Source organism: Amycolatopsis iheyensis, assembly GCF_024703995.1.
In the GTDB taxonomy this organism is placed as follows: domain Bacteria; phylum Actinomycetota; class Actinomycetes; order Mycobacteriales; family Pseudonocardiaceae; genus Amycolatopsis; species Amycolatopsis iheyensis.
In genome coordinates, this window is record NZ_JAMXQV010000002.1 from 636,904 (window position 1) to 655,261 (window position 18,358).

An 18,358-nucleotide genomic window follows, 5' to 3' on the forward strand; every position below is an offset into this window, starting at 1 on the left:
GCGTCAGCAGCTGCCGGTGGGCGGCGCCGAGCACTTCGCGCGGCCCAGCACCGTCGCGAAGTTGTCCGTGTAGGCCGCGCTGATCGCCGGGTTCTCGACCTTGATCAGGATCTCGTCGTTGTCCCGCAGGGCCGCGCCGGAGACGTTATGCGAGCCGGTGAAGACGATCGAGCGGTGGGCGGTCTCGTTGTAGTGCCCGCGGTAGAGCATGTACTTCGAGTGCACCGAGATCTCGCGGCCGTTCACGGTCGTGCTGAAGCGCTTGAGCGTCACGTTCGCCTTGCCCTTGAGCGCGGCCAGCGCGGCGGGCTCCATCGTGCCGTAGACGATCCGGACCTTGCAGCCCAGCTTCGCGATCCGCGCCAGCTCGGTGACGACCGGCGTGCGTGAGTCGGCGATGTTGGCCTGGACGACGTCCAGCGCGCAGCCCGACTCGTACTTCGTGATCCACTTCAGCAGCTGCGCCCACGTGTCGGTGGCGAACTCCTCGGAGTCACCACCCTTGGAGTCGGCCCGCGGCGAGAGGTAGCTGGTGACCTGGCTGTCGGGCGACTTGTGGTAGCCGCCGTCGTTGAAGTAGTCGTTGTCCTTCTTTTGCGCCAGCATCTTCCGGACGTGCCCGAGGTAGAAGCCGTAGAGGTCCGGGTCGCCGTAGGTCAGCAGGGCGTTGTTGAACAGGTTGCCCTGCGTGGTGGTCAGGTTGTGCGACCCGATGACGACGACGTCCTTCTTGCCCTCGGTCTCGGAGAACATCCACAGTTTGTCGTGGTTGATCGAGTGCGGGCTGCCGCCGTGGGCGATGCAGCCGGTGTTCAGCCCGCCGGTGCCGCAGAACACCAGCTGGGTGAGCCCGGCGGACTTGAGGATCGGCATCGCGGTGTTGGCCGGGTCGTCGTCCGCGCCGCCGTCGATCGCGATCCGCACCTTCACCCCGCGGGCCTGCGCCGCCTTGAGCGCCTCGGCGGCCGCCGGCCGAGTCCAGCTGTAGACGGAGAAGTGGATCTCCGAGCCGGCCGGGGCGGCGTTGATCAGCTGCAGGAGCCGCGTTTCGATCGAGTGGTCGCGGTCGCCGTTCTCGGGCGGGTCGTTGAACATCGCTTCCATCCCGGTGGCGGCCACGGCCGCGGCCGGCGCGGCGTGCGCGACCGGGACACCGGACAGCAGGACGGCGGCACTGAGCGCCGCGACCCCCGCGGCGAGCGCCTTGAACTTCGGATTCATGGGTTCCTCCCTGTCGAGGACCCCAAATTCGCAACCCGGCGTACAAGATTCGTACACCCGGGCTTTACGCGGCATACACGACCAACGGGACAGTTGCGCGCATCCCCGCCCCGGCCGACACTGCCCGGATGGACCAGCACCTCGTCGACCGCGCCCGGCAGCACTCCCTCGGCGACCTGCTTCGCCGCACCGCGTTGCGGCTGCCCGGCAAGCTCGCCGTCGTCTCCGGGGACCGGCGGCTCACCTTCGCGGAGTTCGAAGCCGCCGCCAACCGGTGCGCGCACGCCCTCGCCGCCCGTGGCCTGCGCAAGGGCGACCGGCTCGCGCTGCTGAGCCACAACTGCTGGCAGTACGGCGTGCTCGCGTTCGCCACCGCGAAGCTCGGCGTGCTCCTCGTGCCGGTCAACTTCATGCTCGGCGCCGACGAAGTCGCCTACATCCTCCGGCACGCCGAGGTCAAGGCGTTCATCGCCGAGGACGCCCTGGAGCCGACCGCGGCCAAGGCCCTGGAGCTCGCGGACCTCAGCGACGTCGTGCGCAGCCGGATCGGCGACGGCGGCGAGTGGGCGGACATCGGCCCCTGGCTGTCCGAAGGGGACGACACCGCGCCCGACGTCTTCGTCGCCGACGACGACCCGCTGCGGATCATGTACACCTCCGGCACCGAGTCGCGGCCGAAGGGCGTGCTGCTCTCGAGCCGGTCGCTGATCGCGCAGTACGTCTCGTGCGTGATCGACGGCGGCATGAGCGCCGACGACGTCGAGGTGCACTCGCTGCCGCTGTACCACTGCGCCCAGCTGGACTGCTTCTTCTCCGTCGACGTCTACCTCGGCGCGACCAGCGTGATCCTGCCCGGCCCGGACCCGGCCGCGCTGCTCGCCGCCGTCGAGCGCGAGCGCGCGACGAAACTGTTCGCCCCGCCCACGGTGTGGATCTCCTTGCTGCGGCACGAAAACTTCGACCGCACCGACCTGTCCAGCCTGCGAAAGGGGTACTACGGCGCTTCGGCGATGCCGGTCGAGGTGCTGCGCGAGCTGCGCCGCCGCCTGCCCGAGGTCGACCTGTGGAACTTCTACGGCCAGACGGAAATGGCGCCGCTGGCCACGATCCTGCGCCCGCACGAGCAGCTCGCGCGCGCCGGGTCGGCCGGGCGGCCGTCGCTCAACGTCGAGACCCGGATCGTCGACGACGAAGACAACCCGGTCGCACCCGGGGAGATCGGCGAGATCGTGCACCGCGGCCCGCACGCCACCCTCGGCTACTACCGCGACGAGGAAAAGACCGCCGACGCCTACCGCGCCGGCTGGTTCCACTCCGGCGACCTCGGCGTGGTCGACGAGGACGGCTACCTGTCCGTCGTGGACCGCAAGAAGGACATGATCAAGACCGGCGGCGAGAACGTCGCGAGCCGCGAAGTCGAAGAGGCGCTGTACCTGCTCGACGGCGTCGCCGAAGTCGCGGTGTTCGGGATCAGCCATCCACACTGGATCGAAGCGGTGACCGCCGTCGTCGTCCCGCGTGCGGGCGTGGAACTGCACGCTGCGCAAGTGATCGACCACGCCAAGGCACATCTCGCCGGTTACAAATGCCCCAAGTACGTGGTGTTCGCGGACCGGCTTCCCAAGAACCCCAGTGGAAAGATCGTCAAACGCGAACTCCGCGAGCGGCACAAAGGACTCGCCACCGACGCCTGAGCCATCGAAAACCGCTTGCGGGACAGGGAAAACCACGGATACCGTCGAGCGGTCGCCGTCGCTTTCCGAGGAACGCGGGACGTCCGTCCCACCAGGGCCGACCGGCCCGGGCACGAGATGCCCGAAAGCCATGGCGCGCGGCGTCCGTCGGGTCTAGTAATGAGGCCGTTCCTCGTTCCCGAACCCCCGAAAGGATCTCCCGTGTCCGTTTTCCTCGCTGTCCTGCTCGCCCTCGGCGCCGGGCTCTTCGTCGGCGGCCGCGTCCACAGCGCCCGCGAGGCCCGCGCCAACTACTCCGCCTACCGGACCCGGACCGCGAAGGGCTTCGGCGAGATGATCCGGACCGCGGTCTCCGCCGTCGTCGCGGTGGCCGGGGCGCTCGTGCTGCTCTTCATCCTGCTGAACGTGCTCCAGCAGGCCTGAACGCGGAACCCGACTCATGGCGGGTTGTTGCCGCCCCGGCGGCGGCGCACTCTTTCTCGTGGCCCCGACGGGCGGGGCCGCGAAAGGACTCCCCCATGAGATCGAGGGTGCTTTCTGCTGCGCTCGGGCTGGCCGTGGGCCTGCTGGGCACGGTCGCCGTCGCCGCGCCGGCCCAGGCCGCGGCGCTCTGCGGCGACCAGGTCGTCGGCAACGGCGGGTTCGAAGCCGGCACCACGCCGTGGACCCAGACCAGTGGCGTCATCTCCGCCGCCACCGCGGCGGAGCCCGCGCACGGCGGCACGATGGACGCCTGGCTGGACGGCTACGGCAGCACGCACACCGACACGCTGTCCCAGTCCCTGACGCTCCCCGCCGGCTGCGCTTCGGCGACGCTGTCCTGGTGGTCGCACGTCGACACCAAGGAGACGACCACCACCAGCAAGTACGACACGCTGCTGGTGCAGGCCGGCTCGGACACCCTCGCGAGCTACTCGAACCTCGACAAGAACACCGGCTACGTCCAGCGCACCGTCGACGTGTCGCGCTACCTCGGCCAGACCGTGACGCTCAAGGTCACCGGCAACGAGGACGCCAGCCTGGCCACGAACTTCCTGCTCGACGACTTCTCGCTCACGACCACCGGCTCGTCGAACCCGCAGTCGCCGGTCGTCACCTCGCCGGGCGCCCAGACCACCGCCGTCGGCCAGGCCGTGTCCCTGCAGGTCCAGGCCAGTGACCCGCAGAACGACGCGCTCACCTACACCGCGACCGGCCTGCCCGCCGGGCTGACGATCGGTGCGAGCACGGGCAAGATCACCGGCTCGCCGACCACGGCCGGGACGTCGTCGGTGACGGTCACGGCGAAGGATCCGGCCGGCAACAGCGGCAGCGCGACCTTCGGCTGGACCATCACCGCGGCGCCGGCGGACTCGACGCGCACGCCGATCAACCCGGCCTACACGGTGAACCTCACGTCGAACAGCTCCGGCGCCACGTGGACCGGCCACCAGTCCGTGAGCTTCACCAACGGCTCGGCGACCGCGCTGCCCGAGGTCTACCTCCGGCTGTGGGACAACTACCACGGCAGCTGCCCGACGACGCCGATCACGGTCACCAACGTCACCGGCGGCACGGCGTCGGCGTTGACCGTGAACTGCACGGCCATGAAGATCACGCTCCCGGCCCCGCTGGCCCAGGGCCAGTCGGGCACCATCGGGTTCGACCTGAGCATCGTCGTGCCCAGCGGCGCGGACCGGTTCGGCCACGACGGCGCGTACAACATGATCGGCAACGCGCTGCCGGTGCTCGCGGTCCGCGACGGCGCGGGCTGGCACCTCGACCCGTACACCAACAACGGCGAGTCGTTCTACACGGTGATCGGCGACTTCGACGTCACCCTGGTCCACCCGACGTCGCTGCTGACCCCGGCCACCGGCACGTCGACCGAGACGACCAGCGGCAGCACGACGACCACGCACGCGGTGGCTCCGAAGGTGCGTGACTTCGCCTGGGCGGCCGGCCCGTTCGCGAAGATCACCACGACGTCCGGCAAGGGCGTGCGGGTCAACGTCTATTCGGTCAGCGGGATCTCCACGAGCAGCGCCAACCAGATGCTCTCGCTCGCGGCCGACGCCATCGACGTGCACTCGGGCCGCTTCGGCGACTACCCGTACGGCGAGGTCGACGTGGTGCTGGACAACAACTTCTGGTTCGGCGGCATGGAGTACCCGGGCTTCGTGATGGACCTCGTGTCGACCACGGCGCTCCCCCACGAGCTGGCGCACCAGTGGTTCTACGGGATCGTCGGCGACGACGAGTACAACTCCCCCTGGCTCGACGAGTCCTTCACCGACTACGCCACCGACCTCTACCGCGGGATCACCGGCAGCGGCTGCGGCATCACGTGGCAGTCGAGCGCGGAGAAGCTGACCAACTCGATGGCCTACTGGGACGCGCACTCGTCCCGGTACTCCACGGTCGTCTACAACTACGGCAAGTGCACCCTGCACGACCTGCGGCGCACGATCGGCGACACGGCGATGGCGAACCTGCTGAAGTCGTACGCGCAGTCGCACTGGTACGGCGTGTCCACGACGGCGGAGTTCAAGGCCGCGGCGCAGGCGGCGGCCGGGTCGACGGACCTGACGTCGTTCTGGGCGTCACACCGCGTCGAAGGTTAATCGGTTGGCTCCCCGTCCACGCGTCCGGCACTGTGGGCGCATGGACGGGGAGCGGCTCTTCTGCGACACGGCGCTGGCGGCGCGGATCGACCGCGCGGAAGCGCGGCTGACCGCCGAGAGCAGTGACGCCGCCGGCGGGGCCGGATTCGCACGGCCGCTCGCCGGCGGGCTCGCGAGCTTCGCCGAGGCGGACTCGCCGTTCAACAAGATCATCGGGCTCGGCTTCGACGGCTTGCCCGACCCCGAGGAGCTGGCCGAGGTCGAGCAGGCCTTCGCCGAGCGGGGCGCGCCGGTGCAGGTCGAGCTGTCCCAGCTGGCCGGCTCGGCGGCGGGCGCGTTCTTCACCGCGCGCGGGTACCGCCTTGAATCGTTCGAGAACGTGCTCGGCCGCCGCCTCGCCGGCCAGGACCATCCGGCGGACGTCCGGCTCATCGGCGACGCCGAGCTGGAACCGTGGCTGGCCATGGTCGCCGACGCCACCGCGGTCGCCGACACCGAGGGCCTGCCCGCGCACGAGGACTTCCCACGCGAAACCCTGATCCGCGCGCTGCGGGGCATGGCCGGCGTCCGGCGGTACGTCGCCGTGCGCGAAGGCGAGTTCGCCGGAGGTGCGAGCTTCCGCGTCACCGACGGGATCGCGCAGTTCACCGGCGCGGCGACCGTGCCGCGGTTCCGCCGCCAGGGGGTGCAGACGGCCCTGCTGCGGGCGCGGCTGGCGGCGGCCGCCCAGGCCGGGTGCGACGTCGCCGTCGTCACGACGCAGCCGGGTTCGAAGTCGCAGCAGAACGTGCAGCGCCAGGGGTTCGACCTGCTCTACGCGCGGGCGATCCTGGTGAAGGGCGTCTCCTCGACGAGCTCTTCGGGCGCCGACAGCCGCCAGGCCTCGTAGACCAGCTCGCTCAGCTCGTCGGCGTCGATCTCGTCGAGGTACACCACGACCCAGCCGAAGCCGCCGGCCGTGAACTGGATCTCGAAGACGTCCGGGCGTTCGGCGACCAGCGCCAGCTGCTCGGAGATCGTCTGCTTCAACCCGACCGTGCGCGTGCGCGGCCAGAAGTAGCCGAAGCGCTTGCCACGCACGCTGAACGACGAATAGTCGCGGCCTTCCGCCCGCTGGACCTCCGCCAGCGTCTTCAGCACCTGCTCGAACGCCTGCACCCGCACCGCCACACCGTAGCGCGCCGGTACCGTGCGGGACATGAGCGACCTGCCGGACGTCTTCGTCAAGCGCGGACACGCCCCCGGCGCGACCGCCGCGGAAGCCGCCGGCCTGCGCTGGCTCGCCTCGGCGGACGCGGTCGCCGTGCCGACGGTGCACCACCAGGACGAGGAGTCGCTGGTCATCGACCGCGTCCCGGCCGGCCGTCCGTCGGTGGCCGCGGCGGAACGCTTCGGGCGCGGGCTCGCGCGGCTGCACGCGGCCGGCGCCCCGGCGTTCGGGGCCGCTCCCCCGGACGGGCCCGAAGAGGCGTGGATCGGCCTGGCTCCGATGAAGAACGTCCCGGCCGAGGACTGGGCGTCGTGGTACGCGTCGGACCGCGTGCTGCCCTACGTCCGGCGGGCGGTCGACGCGGGGACGTTCGACGCGTCGGAGGCGGCGGTGTTCGAGCGCGCCTGCGACCGGCTCCCCGCGCTGGAGGAGCCCCCGGCCCGCCTGCACGGCGACCTCTGGACCGGCAACGTGCTGTGGGACGGCGAGCAGGTGTGGCTGATCGACCCGGCCGCGCACGGCGGGCACCGCGAGACGGACCTGGCGATGCTGCGCCTGTTCGGCTGCCCCCACCTGGACCGGATCGTGGCGGCCTACGACGAGACGGCGCCACTGGCCGCCGGGTGGACCGAGCGGATCGGGCTGCACCAGCTGTTCCCGCTGCTCGTGCACACCGTCCTGTTCGGACAGTCCTACGCCGGGCAGGCGCTCGCGGCGGCGCGCTCGTTCTAGCCCGCTGTCTGCACCTTGCTCGCCACCACCGTGTAGTTCTCGGCCTCGGGGTCGAACGTGCTCGTTTCTACCCGAAGCCCGACCCGGCGCAGCTCGGCTTCGAGTTCGTCGTACCGGTAGGGCCAGCACGACAGCAGTTCCGAGCGGACGAGAACCGACCCGGCCGCCTCGACTTCCGCGATGGCGATCTCGATGTGGTGCTCTTCCTCCCACCGCGGGGCGATCTCCCAGCGGTAGACCACGACGGCGTCACGACCGTTCCGGCGGACGATCCGGTCACCGATGTCCAGCCGGGAACCTCTGGCCCGCACGAGTTCCCACGTGCGGGAAGTGAGCACCAAGTGCCCGCCGCGACGCAGAAGCCGTGACATCGACTCCAGCGCGGCAACCCTGCCTCTCGCGCCGACGGCGTGGTGCAGCGAGTTGCCGACGCAGAACACCGCGTCGAAGGTGAAGTCATCGAAGTGGCCGGGCAGCTCCTCCCAGTCCGCCCGCACGGTCCGGACGGATGCCCCGAACTCCCCGGACAACTCCGCGGTCCGCCGGACCATCGCTTCGCTGGCGTCGGTCGCGACCACCCGCAGGCCGAGACCGGCGAGGCCGACCGCCAGCTGCCCGGTCCCGCACGAACAATCGAGGACGTGCGCCTCGGCCGGCAGGAGATCGAGGACGTCGGCGAACGACGCGGCGAAGTCGGCCGGAGCCAGCTTCACATCCGAAATGAGCCACTCGTACACCTCGGCAAGCGCGTCATAACCCGTCACGGCTACTGGACGCTAGCAGCGCTGCAGCATGCTCTCCAGCGAGTTCTTCTCCGGCACCGTGATCGTCAGGCCGTAGTTGGCCTTGACCACGATCCAGTCCGTGGCGTAGGTGCACCAGTACGAGACGAGCGGCGGTTTCCACTGGTCGGGCGCCTTGTCGCTCTTCTGCTCGTTGAGGTTGTCGGTGACGGCGTGCAGCTGCGGCCGGACGAGGTCGTTGGCGAACTGCTCGCGCCGCTCCTGGGTCCAGGACTTCGCGCCGCTGACCCAGGCCTGCCCGAGCGGCACCATGTGGTCGATGTCCACATCGGACGCTTTGCGCCAGGTTTCGCCGTCGTAGGGGCTGACCCAGGTGCCGGACTCCGCGGCGCAGCCCGAGCCGGTCTTGACGTCCTTGCCGTCGCGCTTGAGGACCTCTTCGCGGACGTCGCAGGCGCCGTCGACCTTGTCCCAGTGCGGGAACTTCTCGCGGGAGTAGCCGTCCATGGTGCCGCGGACGGCGACCTTCAGGGCCGCGAGCTGGGTGCGCGCCTCGGCGGGCGCGACGGCCGGGGCGGCGGCGGTCCCCGCCGGCCGGCTTCCGGACGCCATCCCGTCCGGCACCTTGCACCCGGCGAGGGCGGTGCCGGACAGGACGGCCAGCAGGACCACGGACAAGGTGCGCGGCATCGTGAACCCCTTTCACATCTCCCGGGAAGTGCCCAGGCGACGGCGCGGGGAAACGGTGCAGATGGCGTAGTCGACGCGAAACTCACGAGCCGTGGAAGACCTGTGCCACGAAAACGGCGGCGATCACCCCGACGGTGACGAGCAGAGTGAGGACGACGAGCAGCCCCCACGGCACCTGCCGGATCGGCCGCTGCCGCGGAAAGACGGCGGTCCCGGGCCGGACGACCGGCGGCCCGGGCTCCTCGTCGACCGGCTCCGGCGCCGGTTCGGGCGGCACGGTGACCACGGCGGGCAGCTCCGGCACGGCGGCCGGCCGGTGCAGCCGGGCGGGAAAGCCATCGGCGAGCAGAGCGGCCCGGGGCGGCGCGAGGTGGGCGAGAGAGAGGGCGTAGCAGGCATCGAGGACGTCGTCGGCGGACCAGACGGTCCGCCAGCGGTTGTGCTGGCCGATGATCCGCCGGAGCCCACGCGGGTCGGCCAGGACGACGGGGATCGCCTCGGTTTCGCTGCCGCTCGAGCGCGGCTGAGGGATGGCGAGCGGTTCGCCGCCCTCCGAGCGCAGCCCGGGCACCTCACCACTACCCGAGACTGGCCCGCCGCTCTCCGCCCCTGGCCCGGACACCTCACCATCACCCGAGCCAGCGCCTCCGCCGTCCACCCCCGGCTCCCCCGGCTCCCGCGCCGGCGCGATCAACGCCACCAGCCCGGTCACGTACCGGCCCCCGTCGTGCCCGGCCAGCGCTCCCTTGGCCGCCGCCACTCCGGCGCCCGCCCGCTCCCCCGGCCGCACGCCGGCCCCCAGCTCGTGCGCCGCGATCACCACCACGCCGAAGCGCGTGAACACCAGCGCGTCCACGAACCTGGGGCCGTGGCGGCTCGGGACCGTGATGCCCGCCAAGGCCAGCCCCGTCAGATGGTCCGGTCCCGGTCCCCACGAACGCAGCAACCGCACCAGGTGCGCCGCCGCCGGGGGCAGGGCGCGCTCCGCACCGGTGCGCTGGAGGGCCACGAGCAACGCCGGTCACTCCTCCCGAGAAAAACGCCCCCTCGACGGTAAGAGCAGGACCGCCCGCCGCCCCAGCAGCCGAACGAGTGGTCGAACGCCACGGTGTGTAGCCGGGGGCATCCTGGACGCACACCGCCGCACCCGAGGGAGACGCATCGATGGCCCCACCCGAACCCGCCTACCAGGGCGTCGCGCTCGACGTCGACCGGCCGTTCTACCGGCGGCTCGCCGAAGACCCCGACCGCCGGCCGGTCGAATCCTTCGAGGTTCCGATCCGCTCCGGCCGCGCCTGGCGGGTGCCGAAAGGCCACCTCTGCCGGCTGCGCACCGTCGACGGCCCGCAGGTCGGCGACCTCAACCTCTGGCACGCCCACGACCCGCGCGAACGCTTCTGGGCCGCACGCACCCGCCAGCTCCAACGCGCCCACGTGAGCACCTTCGACCGGCTCTGGTCGACGCTGCCGTTCCTGCGCCCGCTCGCCACGATCACCGCCGACACCCTCGAAGACCACGGCGCCGACGGCGACGGCGGCCGCGTCCACGACCTGCTCGGCACCCGCTGCGACCCCTACGTGAACCGGCTCCTCACCGGCGAGGACTTCGACTTCCACTGCCACTCGAACCTGGTCCGGGCGGTCGCGCCGTTCGGGCTCACCGAGTTCGACGTGCACGACGTCCTCAACGTCTTCCAGTGCACCGGCCTCACCCCCGACGACCGCTACTTCATGAAGGCCTGCCCCGCCCGGCCCGGCGACCACTTCGAGTTCTTCGCCGAAGTCGACCTGCTCTGCGCGCTCTCGACGTGCCCGGGCGGCGACCTCTCGATCCCGCTGTGGGGCCCGGACGCCCGCGACCCCATCGACGTCTGTCACCCGATCGGCGTCGAGGTGTTCCGGCCGCGCGACGACCTGCTCGACGGCTGGTGCGAGCCGGAGCGAGCTGCCTACCGCGGCCTCCACGGCGTCCGGCTGCCGCGGTGGGCCGAGTGAACCCGTTGTCCCGCAACGGAACCGGAGACGGAGGTTCACCCCGCGCCCGGTCCGTGTGATGATGGACCACCGGGTACACCGATCGGCTCGACGAGGAGTGCGAGTGGACCTGAGGACCGAGATCGCGCAGTCGTGGCGGCGGGCGGAGCTGTCCGGGCTCTCGCCGGCGTCGTCGGTCGAGCGCCTGGACTTCGCGGACGTCGACAGCCGCAGCCGGCTCCTGCGCGCCGCGTCGCCGGTGCTCGACGAGCTGGCGCGGCAGCTGGCCGGCACCCGGTTCTGCGTCGTGCTGGCCGACGACGAGTGCCGGATCGTCGCGCGGCGGTTCAGCGAACGGTCGGTCGAGGCGGCGCTGGAGAACATCAGCGCGCTGCCCGGCTGCCAGTTCCTCGAGGAGCGGACCGGGACGAACTCCATCGCGACGCCGTTCGAGACCCGCCGCGGCGTGTCCGTCGACGGCGACGAGCACTTCCTCGAGGCGATGAAGCAGTTCACCTGCTACGGCCACCCGGTGGTGCACCCGGCGACCCGCCGGCTCGTCGGCGTCCTCGACATCACCGGCCCGGCCGGCGACGCGAACTCGCTGCTCGGACCGTTCCTGCGGCGCGCGGTCGCCGACATCGAACGACGGCTGCTCGACGGCGCGAAGCTCGCCGAACAGCAGCTGCTGGCGGCGTTCCAGTCGGTGCAGCACCGGGCGTGCGCGGTGCTGGCGCTCGGCCAGGACGTCGTGCTGGCCAACACCGCGGCGACCGAGCTGGTCGACACCGCCGACCACCGGCTGCTGCAGGAGCTGGGCCGCACCCGGCGGGGGCTGCGGCGGATCCGGCTGACGTCGGGCACGCCGGTCGAGGTGCGCGTCGAGGCGGTGTCGGCGAACGCCGGGCTGCTGTTCGAGCTGGCGCCGGTGCGCCCGGCGAGCCCGGTGGTGTCGCGGCCGCGGTCCGCGCGCGGGCTGTTCCCGCCCACCGTCGACGAGCGGCTCCGCCGGGCCGGGCAGGCCCGGCGGCGGGTGCTGATCTGCGGCGAGCCCGGCGCCGGGCGCAGCACCGCGGCCCGGGTCGTCGCCGGGCACGAACAGCTGCACGAGTTCGACGTGTCCGACGTCGTCTCCGGCGAGGCGGCCTGGCTGGCGCGGGTCGAAGCCGCCTGCGCCGGGCGCGGCCTGCTGGTGATCGACGGCATCCAGCTGCTGCCCCCGCTGGCGGCCGTCCGCCTGGCCCGCCTGCTGGACACGACGCCGGCGTGGTTCGCGCTGGTCAGCGGCCCGCCGTCGGAGCTGCGCGGCGAGCAGGCGACGCTGGCCGCGCGCGTGCACCGGCGGATCGAGCTGCCGCCGCTGCGCGAGCGCCGCGACGAGATCCCGGCGATCGCCCGCGAGCTGCTGCGCGGCTTCGGCGATTCGCTGCGCCTGACGCCGGGGGCGCTGGAGCTGCTGGGCTCCCAGCGGTGGCCGGGCAACCTGCGAGAGCTGGCGGGAGTGCTGGCGGGCGCGGCCGACCGCCGCTCGGCGGGCGACCTGACCGCGGAGGACGTGGCGCCGGGCTGCGCGGAGACGGCCCCGGGCGCGGCCCTGAGCGGCTGGGAGCAGGCGGAGTACGACGTGATCGTCCGGACGCTGCGCGCCTGCGACGGCAACAAGGTCCGGGCGGCGAAGCAGCTGGGCATCAGCCGCTCGACGCTCTACAACCGGATGCGCGCGCTGCGGGTGCGCTGACCGCACGGTGTCCGGGATTCGGACACTTCACGGAACCACCGCCTGCACACAATCGAGGTCACCACCGCCGCACGTGGAGGAGATGGCCGTGAAGACCAAGGCAGCCGTGCTGTTCGACGCCGGAAAGCCGTTCGAGATCATGGAGCTCGACCTCGACGGGCCCGGCCCCGGCGAGGTGCTCATCAAGTACACCGCCGCCGGGTTGTGCCACTCGGACCTGCACCTCATCGACAACGACCTCGTGCCCCGCTTCCCGATCATCGGCGGGCACGAAGGCGCCGGGATCATCGAGGACGTCGGCCCCGGCGTCACCAAGGTGCAGCCCGGTGACCACGTCGTCTGCAGCTTCATCCCCAACTGCGGCACCTGCCGCTACTGCTCCACCGGCCGCCAGAACCTCTGCGACATGGGCGCCACCATCCTCGAAGGCCACCTGCCCGACGGCACCTTCCGCTTCCACGGCGGCGGCCAGGACTTCGGCGCCATGTGCATGCTCGGCACGTTCTCCGAGCGCGCCACCATCTCCCAGCACTCGGTCGTCAAGGTCGACGACTGGCTGCCGCTGGAGACGGCCGTGCTGGTCGGCTGCGGCGTTCCCACCGGCTGGGCCACCGCGAACTACGCGGGTGGTGTCCGGGCCGGTGACACGACCGTCGTCTACGGCATCGGCGGCATCGGCATCAACGCCGTGCAGGGCGCGGCGCACGCCGGCGCGAAGTACGTCGTCGCCGTGGATCCCGTCGAGTTCAAGCGGGAGGCGGCGCTCAAGTTCGGCGCCACGCACGCCTTCGCCAGCGCCGCCGACGCCGCGGAGAAGGTCAACGAGCTGACCTGGGGTCAGCTGGCCGACCAGGCGCTGATCACCGTCGGCACGGTCGACGAGGACGTCGTCAGCGAGGCGTTCAACATCGTCGGCAAGGGCGGCACGGTCGTCATCACCGGCCTCGCCAACCCCGAGAAGCTCACCGTGCACGTCTCCGGCGGCGTGCTGACGCTGTTCGAGAAGACGATCAAGGGCACGCTGTTCGGCTCGGCGAACCCGCAGTACGACATCGTCCGCCTGCTGCGCCTCTACGACGCCGGGAAGCTCAAGCTCGACGAGCTGGTGACCCGCAAGTACACCCTCGAGCAGGTCAACGAGGGCTACCAGGACCTGCGTGACGGGAAGAACATCCGCGGCGTCCTCGTCCACGGCTGAACCGTGTCCACAGTGGACCTCGACGCGGCGTACCGCCTGAACCCGCGGGCCGCTCTCGATGTGCTGTCCCACAGCTGCGAGCATCGGGAGCGGTGTTCCCTCGGCACACCGGACGTGGTCCGGCTCGTCCGCGCACTCGTGATGCACGCGTCGGTCCGCGACGCCCTGGACGCCGCGGACCTGGCCGGGACGAGCCGGGCCCGGGTGGTGGCGGCGCTCGAACACCTCGCCGCCACCGGGGTGATCGTGGCCAGCCCGTGAAGCTTACGGCCGCGGGGTGTTGCGCAGGTTCGCCCGCGCCAGGTCGACCATCTTGCCGACGCCGCCGTTGAGCACGGTCTTCGTGGCGCCCAGGGCGAACCCGCGCACCATCTCGCCGGTGATGCGCGGCGGGATGGACAGCGCGTTCGGGTCGGTGACGACCTCGACGACCGCCGGGCCGGGGTGGGCGAACGCCTTCTCCAGCGCGCCGCGGACGTCGGCCGGGTCTTCGACGCGCTCGGCGAAGATCCCGCACGCCGCGGCGATCGCGGCGAAGTTCACCGGCGCGTGGTCGGTGCCGAAGTCCGGGAGGCCGTCGACGAGCATCTCCAGCTTCACCATGCCCAGCGTGGCGTTGTTGAACACCACGACCTTCACCGGAACGTCGTAGGCCGGCAGCGTCAGCAGGTCGCCCATCAGCATCGCGAGCCCGCCGTCGCCCGAGAGCGACACGACCTGGCGGCCCGGCTGGGAAAGCTGCGCGCCGATCGCGTGCGGCAGCGCGTTGGCCATGCTGCCGTGCCGGAACGAGCCGAGCACGCGGCGGCGGCCGTTCGGGGTCAGGTAGCGCGCGGCCCAGACGTTGCCCATGCCGGTGTCGACGGTGAACACCGCGTCGTCGGCGGCGACCTCGTCGAGCACCGAGGCGACGTACTCGGGGTGGATGGGGCTGCGCTGCTCGATCTTCGCCGTGTACGCGCCGACGACCTTTTCCAGCTTCCGCACGTGCTCGCGCAGCATCCGGTCGAGGAACGCCCGGTTCGTCCGCGGGCGCAGCAGCGGCAGCAGCGCCCGCAGCGTCGCCTTGACGTCGCCGTGCACCGCCAGCTCCAGCGCCGTGCGCCGGCCGAGGCGCGACGCGTCGTGGTCGACCTGGATCGTGCGGGCCTGCGGGAGGAAGTTGTCGTACGGGAAGTCCGTGCCCAGCAACACGATCCGGTCGGCTTCGTGCATCGCGTCGTAGCAGGCGCCGTAGCCGAGCAGGCCGCTCATGCCGACGTCGAAGGGGTTGTCGTACTGGATCCACTCCTTGCCGCCGAGCGAGTGCCCGACCGGCGCGGCGAGCTTCTCCGCGACCGCCATGACCTCCTCGTGCGCGCCACGCGTGCCCGCGCCGGCGAAGAGCATCACCTTCTCACCCGAGTTCAGCAGGTCGGCCAGCTCCTGGACGATCTCCGGAGCGGGCACCGCGGGCGACGGCGTGACGAGCGGCAGCCGCTCGGTGAGCGGGCCGGTGGCCTTGCGGTCGGCGAGGTCGCCGGGGATGGTCAGCACCGCGACGCCACCCTTGCCGACGGCGGCCTGCGTCGCGATGCGCAGCAGCCGCGGCAGCTGGGCCGGGTCCGCCACGACCTCGCTGAAGTGGCTGCACTCGGCGAAGAGCCGGTCCGGGTGGGTCTCCTGGAAGAACCCGGTGCCGATCTGGTTCGAGGGGATGTGCGACGCGATCGCCAGCACCGGCGCGCCGGAGCGGTGCGCGTCGAACAGGCCGTTGACCAGGTGCAGGTTGCCCGGCCCGCAGCTGCCCGCGCACACCGCGAGCTTCCCGGTGACCTGGGCTTCGGCCGCCGCGGCGAAGGCGGCGGTCTCCTCGTGGCGGACGTGCACCCACTCGATGCCGTCGGTGCGGCGGACCGCGTCGACGATCGGGTTGAGGCTGTCGCCCACGATGCCGTAGATGCGCTCGACGCCCGCGTCCCGCAGGGTCCTGACCAGCTGTTCTGCCACGGTTGCCATACCTCCAGCCTGGCCCGCGCGAACCGATGCGTCCAATGCCTGATTGGCTGAAATTCCATACACTGGGGGCATGGACGTCCAGACGCTGCGGCTCTTCCGGGAGGTCGCGGGTGGCGCCACGGTCACCGAGACCGCCGCGCGCGGGCATCTGACCCAGCCCGCGCTGTCCCGGGCGCTGCGGCGGCTCGAGCACGAGGCGGGCGCCGAGCTGTTCCGCCGGTCGGGGCGCGTACTGCGGCTGACCCCGGCCGGGCACGCGTTCAAGCGGCACGTCGAAGCCGCGCTCGACCAGCTCGACCAGGGCCTGCGCGAGGTCGGCGAGATCGTCGCGCCCGGCACCGGCGTCGTGCCGCTGGCCTTCCTGCACACCTTCGGCACCTGGCTCGTGCCCGACATCCTGCGGGACTTCCTGCACGAGCACCCCGGCACCCGGTTCGAGCTGCGCCAGCACGGTGAAGAGGGCCTCGAAGCAGAGCTGCTGGAGGGCACCGCGGACCTCGTCATCACCAGCGGCGACCCCGGGCACTCGCAGCTGGCGTGGACGCGCTTGCTCGTCGAGCCGCTGCGGCTGGCGGTCCCGCCGCGGCACCGGCTCGCCGGGCGGCGCCGGGTCCGCCTCGCCGAGCTCGCGGACGAGACGTTCATCCTCCTCCGAACGGGTTACGCGCTGCGCGAAACCACCGAGCGGCTGTGCGCCGAAGCCGGGTTCGCGCCACGCATCGGGTTCGAAGGCGACGAAGTCGAAACGCTGCGCGGGCTCGTCACCGCGGGGCTCGGCGTGTCCGTCCTGCCGTTGCCGCACGCCGCGGAATCCCCGGCGCCGCACCTGGAACTGACCGATGTGGACGCTGCGCGCGACATCGGCCTCGCCTGGGCGGCCGGGCGGACTCTCCCGCCGCCCAGCGAAACCTTCCGCCGCCACGTGCTCGCCGCCGACCTCGACCGTCCACAAGGGACGATGTGAGAAGCGCCGTACGACCAGGCATCTTTCCCGCGGGTGTGCCAGGCTGGAGGGCATGGCCGCCCTGAGATCCTTCCTGACGACCTGGACTTCCGTCACCCCCGTGCTCGGCGTGCTCGTGCTGGCGCTCGCCTGGGGCCGCGACCTCGGCCCGGTCTTCGTGGCGATCGTGGCGGTGGCGCTCGGGGCGACCGTGCTGGCCGCGGTGCACCACGCGGAGGTCGTCGCGCACCGGGTCGGCGAGCCGTTCGGGTCGCTGGTGCTCGCCGTCGCGGTGACCGTCATCGAGGTCGCGCTGATCGTCACGATGATGGTCTCGGGCGGGCCGGAAGCCGGCTCACTCGCGCGGGACACCGTGTTCGCCGCGGTGATGATCACGACGAACGGCATCGTGGGCATCTCGCTGCTCGTCGGCGCGCGGCGCTACGGCGTCACCCTGTTCAACTCCGAGGGCAGCGGTGCCGCGCTCGCCACGGTCGCGACGCTGGCGTCGCTGAGCCTGGTGCTGCCGACGTTCACCTCCAGCACCCCCGGTCCGGCGTTCTCGCCGGCGCAGCTGACCTTCGCCGCCATCGCGTCCCTGGCGCTGTACGGGACGTTCGTGCTGACGCAGACGGTGCGCCACCGCGACTTCTTCCTGCCGGTGGCTGCCGACGGCGAGGTCAAGGAGGACGACCACGCCGAGCCGCCGTCGAACCGGGCCGCGCTGGGCAGCCTCGCGCTGCTGCTGGTGGCGCTGGTCGCGGTGGTCGGGCTGGCCAAGGTCGAGTCCCCGGCGATCGAGGCCGGCGTGCGCGCGGCCGGGTTCCCGCAGTCGTTCGTCGGCGTGGTGATCGCGTTGCTGGTGCTGCTGCCGGAGACGCTGGCGGCCACGCGCGCGGCCCGGCGCGACCGGATGCAGATCAGCCTCAACCTCGCCTACGGTTCGGCGATCGCGAGCATCGGCCTGACGATCCCGGCGATCGCGCTGGCGTCGGTGTGGCTGCCGAGCGAGCTGCTGCTGGGCCTCGGCTCGACGCAGATCGTGCTGCTGGCCCTGACAGTGGTGGTCAGCGTCCTGACCGTGGTCCCCGGCCGCGCGACCCGCCTGCAGGGCGGCGTGCACCTGGTGCTGCTGGCCGGGTTCCTGGTGCTGGCCGTCAACCCTTGAGCCGGGCCTCGTCCCGGGTCGGCTGGAACAGCTCGACGGGGTTGCCCGACGGGTCCTCGACGAGCGCCTGGTCTCCCCCGACGCCGTGGACGGGCGCACCGCGGAACCGCACGCCGGCGGCCTTGAGCCGGTCGACGTCCGCGGCGAGGTCGTCGACTTCGATGGCGAACCGGTTCCACCCGCCGGGCTCGGGCGTGACCCCGCCGACGGCGGCCCCACCGCCCGGACCACCACCGGGCTGGGACAGCACCAGCCGCAGATCGCCGCGCTCGAGCATCGCGAAGGCGGGCGCGGGGTGCAACAGCTCGCTGAACCCGAGCTGCCCGCAGTAGAACGCGATGGCGGCATCGACGTCGTCGACGATGTACCGGACACTCACGGTGGCCATGCCCCCAGCACAGCACAGCGGCGACCGCGAAGCCAGCCCGCCGGCCGGGTTGCCCCTC

18 protein-coding genes are annotated in these 18,358 nt (G+C 71.8%); 11 read left to right on the plus strand and 7 right to left on the minus strand.

What is annotated here, in order from left to right:
- Positions 1-3 precede the first annotated feature (3 nt).
- Positions 4-1,221 carry a phospholipase D-like domain-containing protein gene (locus M8542_RS06720; RefSeq protein WP_257919127.1) on the minus strand — a complete coding sequence of 406 codons (1,218 nt, stop codon included), beginning with the start codon at positions 1,219-1,221 and terminating at the stop codon, positions 4-6.
- Positions 1,222-1,349: 128 nt separating this feature from the next.
- Between M8542_RS06720 and M8542_RS06725 the strand changes: the two genes are divergently transcribed.
- The 4 genes from M8542_RS06725 (at position 1,350) to M8542_RS06740 (ending at position 6,407) form a co-directional block, all read left to right on the plus strand.
- On the plus strand, positions 1,350-2,915 hold the full coding sequence (locus tag M8542_RS06725) for an acyl-CoA synthetase (RefSeq protein WP_257919128.1): 1,566 nt from the start codon (positions 1,350-1,352) through the stop codon (positions 2,913-2,915).
- 201 nt (positions 2,916-3,116) lie between these two features.
- Positions 3,117-3,338: a hypothetical protein gene (locus tag M8542_RS06730; protein ID WP_257919129.1), complete on the plus strand. Its 222-nt coding sequence runs from the start codon at positions 3,117-3,119 to the stop codon at positions 3,336-3,338.
- A 107-nt stretch (positions 3,339-3,445) separates the two neighbouring features.
- Positions 3,446-5,518, plus strand: coding sequence for a putative Ig domain-containing protein (locus M8542_RS06735; RefSeq protein ID WP_308210243.1), 2,073 nt, complete (start codon positions 3,446-3,448; stop codon positions 5,516-5,518).
- A gap of 40 nt (positions 5,519-5,558) precedes the next feature.
- Complete coding sequence (locus tag M8542_RS06740) at positions 5,559-6,407, plus strand: GNAT family N-acetyltransferase (protein WP_257919131.1); 849 nt, start codon at positions 5,559-5,561, stop codon at positions 6,405-6,407.
- Here the strand turns inward: M8542_RS06740 and M8542_RS06745 are convergent.
- Complete coding sequence (locus tag M8542_RS06745) at positions 6,332-6,718, minus strand: MmcQ/YjbR family DNA-binding protein (RefSeq protein WP_257919132.1); 387 nt, start codon at positions 6,716-6,718, stop codon at positions 6,332-6,334. The two genes, M8542_RS06740 and M8542_RS06745, sit on opposite strands and share 76 nt — an antisense overlap.
- Between M8542_RS06745 and M8542_RS06750 the strand changes: the two genes are divergently transcribed.
- Complete coding sequence (locus M8542_RS06750; protein WP_257919133.1) at positions 6,717-7,460, plus strand: fructosamine kinase family protein; 744 nt, start codon at positions 6,717-6,719, stop codon at positions 7,458-7,460. The two genes, M8542_RS06745 and M8542_RS06750, sit on opposite strands and share 2 nt — an antisense overlap.
- On the opposite strand, the gene M8542_RS06755 is transcribed toward M8542_RS06750, so the two are convergent.
- From M8542_RS06755 to M8542_RS06765, 3 genes are all read right to left on the minus strand, one after another.
- A complete protein-coding gene (locus M8542_RS06755) occupies positions 7,457-8,224 on the minus strand; it encodes a class I SAM-dependent methyltransferase (RefSeq protein ID WP_257919134.1) in 768 nt (255 codons plus the stop codon). The two genes, M8542_RS06750 and M8542_RS06755, sit on opposite strands and share 4 nt — an antisense overlap.
- A gap of 12 nt (positions 8,225-8,236) precedes the next feature.
- A complete protein-coding gene (locus tag M8542_RS06760) occupies positions 8,237-8,893 on the minus strand; it encodes an HNH endonuclease family protein (RefSeq protein WP_257919135.1) in 657 nt (218 codons plus the stop codon).
- 82 nt (positions 8,894-8,975) lie between these two features.
- Positions 8,976-9,902 carry a hypothetical protein gene (locus tag M8542_RS06765; protein ID WP_257919238.1) on the minus strand — a complete coding sequence of 309 codons (927 nt, stop codon included), beginning with the start codon at positions 9,900-9,902 and terminating at the stop codon, positions 8,976-8,978.
- 155 nt (positions 9,903-10,057) lie between these two features.
- Between M8542_RS06765 and M8542_RS06770 the strand changes: the two genes are divergently transcribed.
- From M8542_RS06770 to M8542_RS06785, 4 genes are all read left to right on the plus strand, one after another.
- Positions 10,058-10,888 carry an urea carboxylase-associated family protein gene (locus tag M8542_RS06770; protein WP_257919136.1) on the plus strand — a complete coding sequence of 277 codons (831 nt, stop codon included), beginning with the start codon at positions 10,058-10,060 and terminating at the stop codon, positions 10,886-10,888.
- A 103-nt stretch (positions 10,889-10,991) separates the two neighbouring features.
- Positions 10,992-12,605: a sigma-54-dependent Fis family transcriptional regulator gene (locus M8542_RS06775; RefSeq protein WP_257919137.1), complete on the plus strand. Its 1,614-nt coding sequence runs from the start codon at positions 10,992-10,994 to the stop codon at positions 12,603-12,605.
- 88 nt (positions 12,606-12,693) lie between these two features.
- Positions 12,694-13,803, plus strand: coding sequence for an NDMA-dependent alcohol dehydrogenase (locus M8542_RS06780; protein ID WP_257919138.1), 1,110 nt, complete (start codon positions 12,694-12,696; stop codon positions 13,801-13,803).
- 3 nt (positions 13,804-13,806) lie between these two features.
- Positions 13,807-14,064, plus strand: coding sequence for a hypothetical protein (locus tag M8542_RS06785; RefSeq protein WP_257919139.1), 258 nt, complete (start codon positions 13,807-13,809; stop codon positions 14,062-14,064).
- A gap of 3 nt (positions 14,065-14,067) precedes the next feature.
- On the opposite strand, the gene M8542_RS06790 is transcribed toward M8542_RS06785, so the two are convergent.
- Positions 14,068-15,801: a pyruvate dehydrogenase gene (locus M8542_RS06790; RefSeq protein ID WP_257919140.1), complete on the minus strand. Its 1,734-nt coding sequence runs from the start codon at positions 15,799-15,801 to the stop codon at positions 14,068-14,070.
- 70 nt (positions 15,802-15,871) lie between these two features.
- Here M8542_RS06790 and M8542_RS06795 point away from each other — a divergent pair, with 70 nt between their 5' ends.
- Both M8542_RS06795 and M8542_RS06800 read left to right on the plus strand, forming a co-directional pair.
- Entirely contained in the window at positions 15,872-16,765 is an 894-nt protein-coding gene (locus M8542_RS06795; RefSeq protein ID WP_257919141.1) for a LysR family transcriptional regulator, read from the plus strand.
- Positions 16,766-16,817: 52 nt separating this feature from the next.
- Positions 16,818-17,912, plus strand: a complete 1,095-nt coding sequence (locus M8542_RS06800) for a calcium:cation antiporter (RefSeq protein ID WP_257919142.1) — start codon at positions 16,818-16,820, stop codon at positions 17,910-17,912.
- Here the strand turns inward: M8542_RS06800 and M8542_RS06805 are convergent.
- Positions 17,902-18,300, minus strand: coding sequence for a VOC family protein (locus M8542_RS06805; RefSeq protein WP_257919143.1), 399 nt, complete (start codon positions 18,298-18,300; stop codon positions 17,902-17,904). The two genes, M8542_RS06800 and M8542_RS06805, sit on opposite strands and share 11 nt — an antisense overlap.
- Between the last annotated feature and the right edge of the window lie 58 nt (positions 18,301-18,358).

Bases quoted from the DNA above. Each gene is read 5' to 3' on its own strand.
- M8542_RS06720 (WP_257919127.1), bottom strand. From the start codon at position 1,221: ATGAATCCGAAGTTCAAGGCGCTCGCCGCGGGGGTCGCGGCGCTCAGT.
- M8542_RS06725 (WP_257919128.1), top strand. From the start codon at position 1,350: ATGGACCAGCACCTCGTCGACCGCGCCCGGCAGCACTCCCTCGGCGAC.
- M8542_RS06740 (WP_257919131.1), top strand. From the start codon at position 5,559: ATGGACGGGGAGCGGCTCTTCTGCGACACGGCGCTGGCGGCGCGGATC.
- M8542_RS06750 (WP_257919133.1), top strand. From the start codon at position 6,717: ATGAGCGACCTGCCGGACGTCTTCGTCAAGCGCGGACACGCCCCCGGC.
- M8542_RS06745 (WP_257919132.1), bottom strand. From the start codon at position 6,718: ATGTCCCGCACGGTACCGGCGCGCTACGGTGTGGCGGTGCGGGTGCAG.
- M8542_RS06760 (WP_257919135.1), bottom strand. From the start codon at position 8,893: ATGCCGCGCACCTTGTCCGTGGTCCTGCTGGCCGTCCTGTCCGGCACC.
- M8542_RS06770 (WP_257919136.1), top strand. From the start codon at position 10,058: ATGGCCCCACCCGAACCCGCCTACCAGGGCGTCGCGCTCGACGTCGAC.
- M8542_RS06790 (WP_257919140.1), bottom strand. From the start codon at position 15,801: ATGGCAACCGTGGCAGAACAGCTGGTCAGGACCCTGCGGGACGCGGGC.
- M8542_RS06795 (WP_257919141.1), top strand. From the start codon at position 15,872: ATGGACGTCCAGACGCTGCGGCTCTTCCGGGAGGTCGCGGGTGGCGCC.
- M8542_RS06800 (WP_257919142.1), top strand. From the start codon at position 16,818: ATGGCCGCCCTGAGATCCTTCCTGACGACCTGGACTTCCGTCACCCCC.
- M8542_RS06805 (WP_257919143.1), bottom strand. From the start codon at position 18,300: ATGGCCACCGTGAGTGTCCGGTACATCGTCGACGACGTCGATGCCGCC.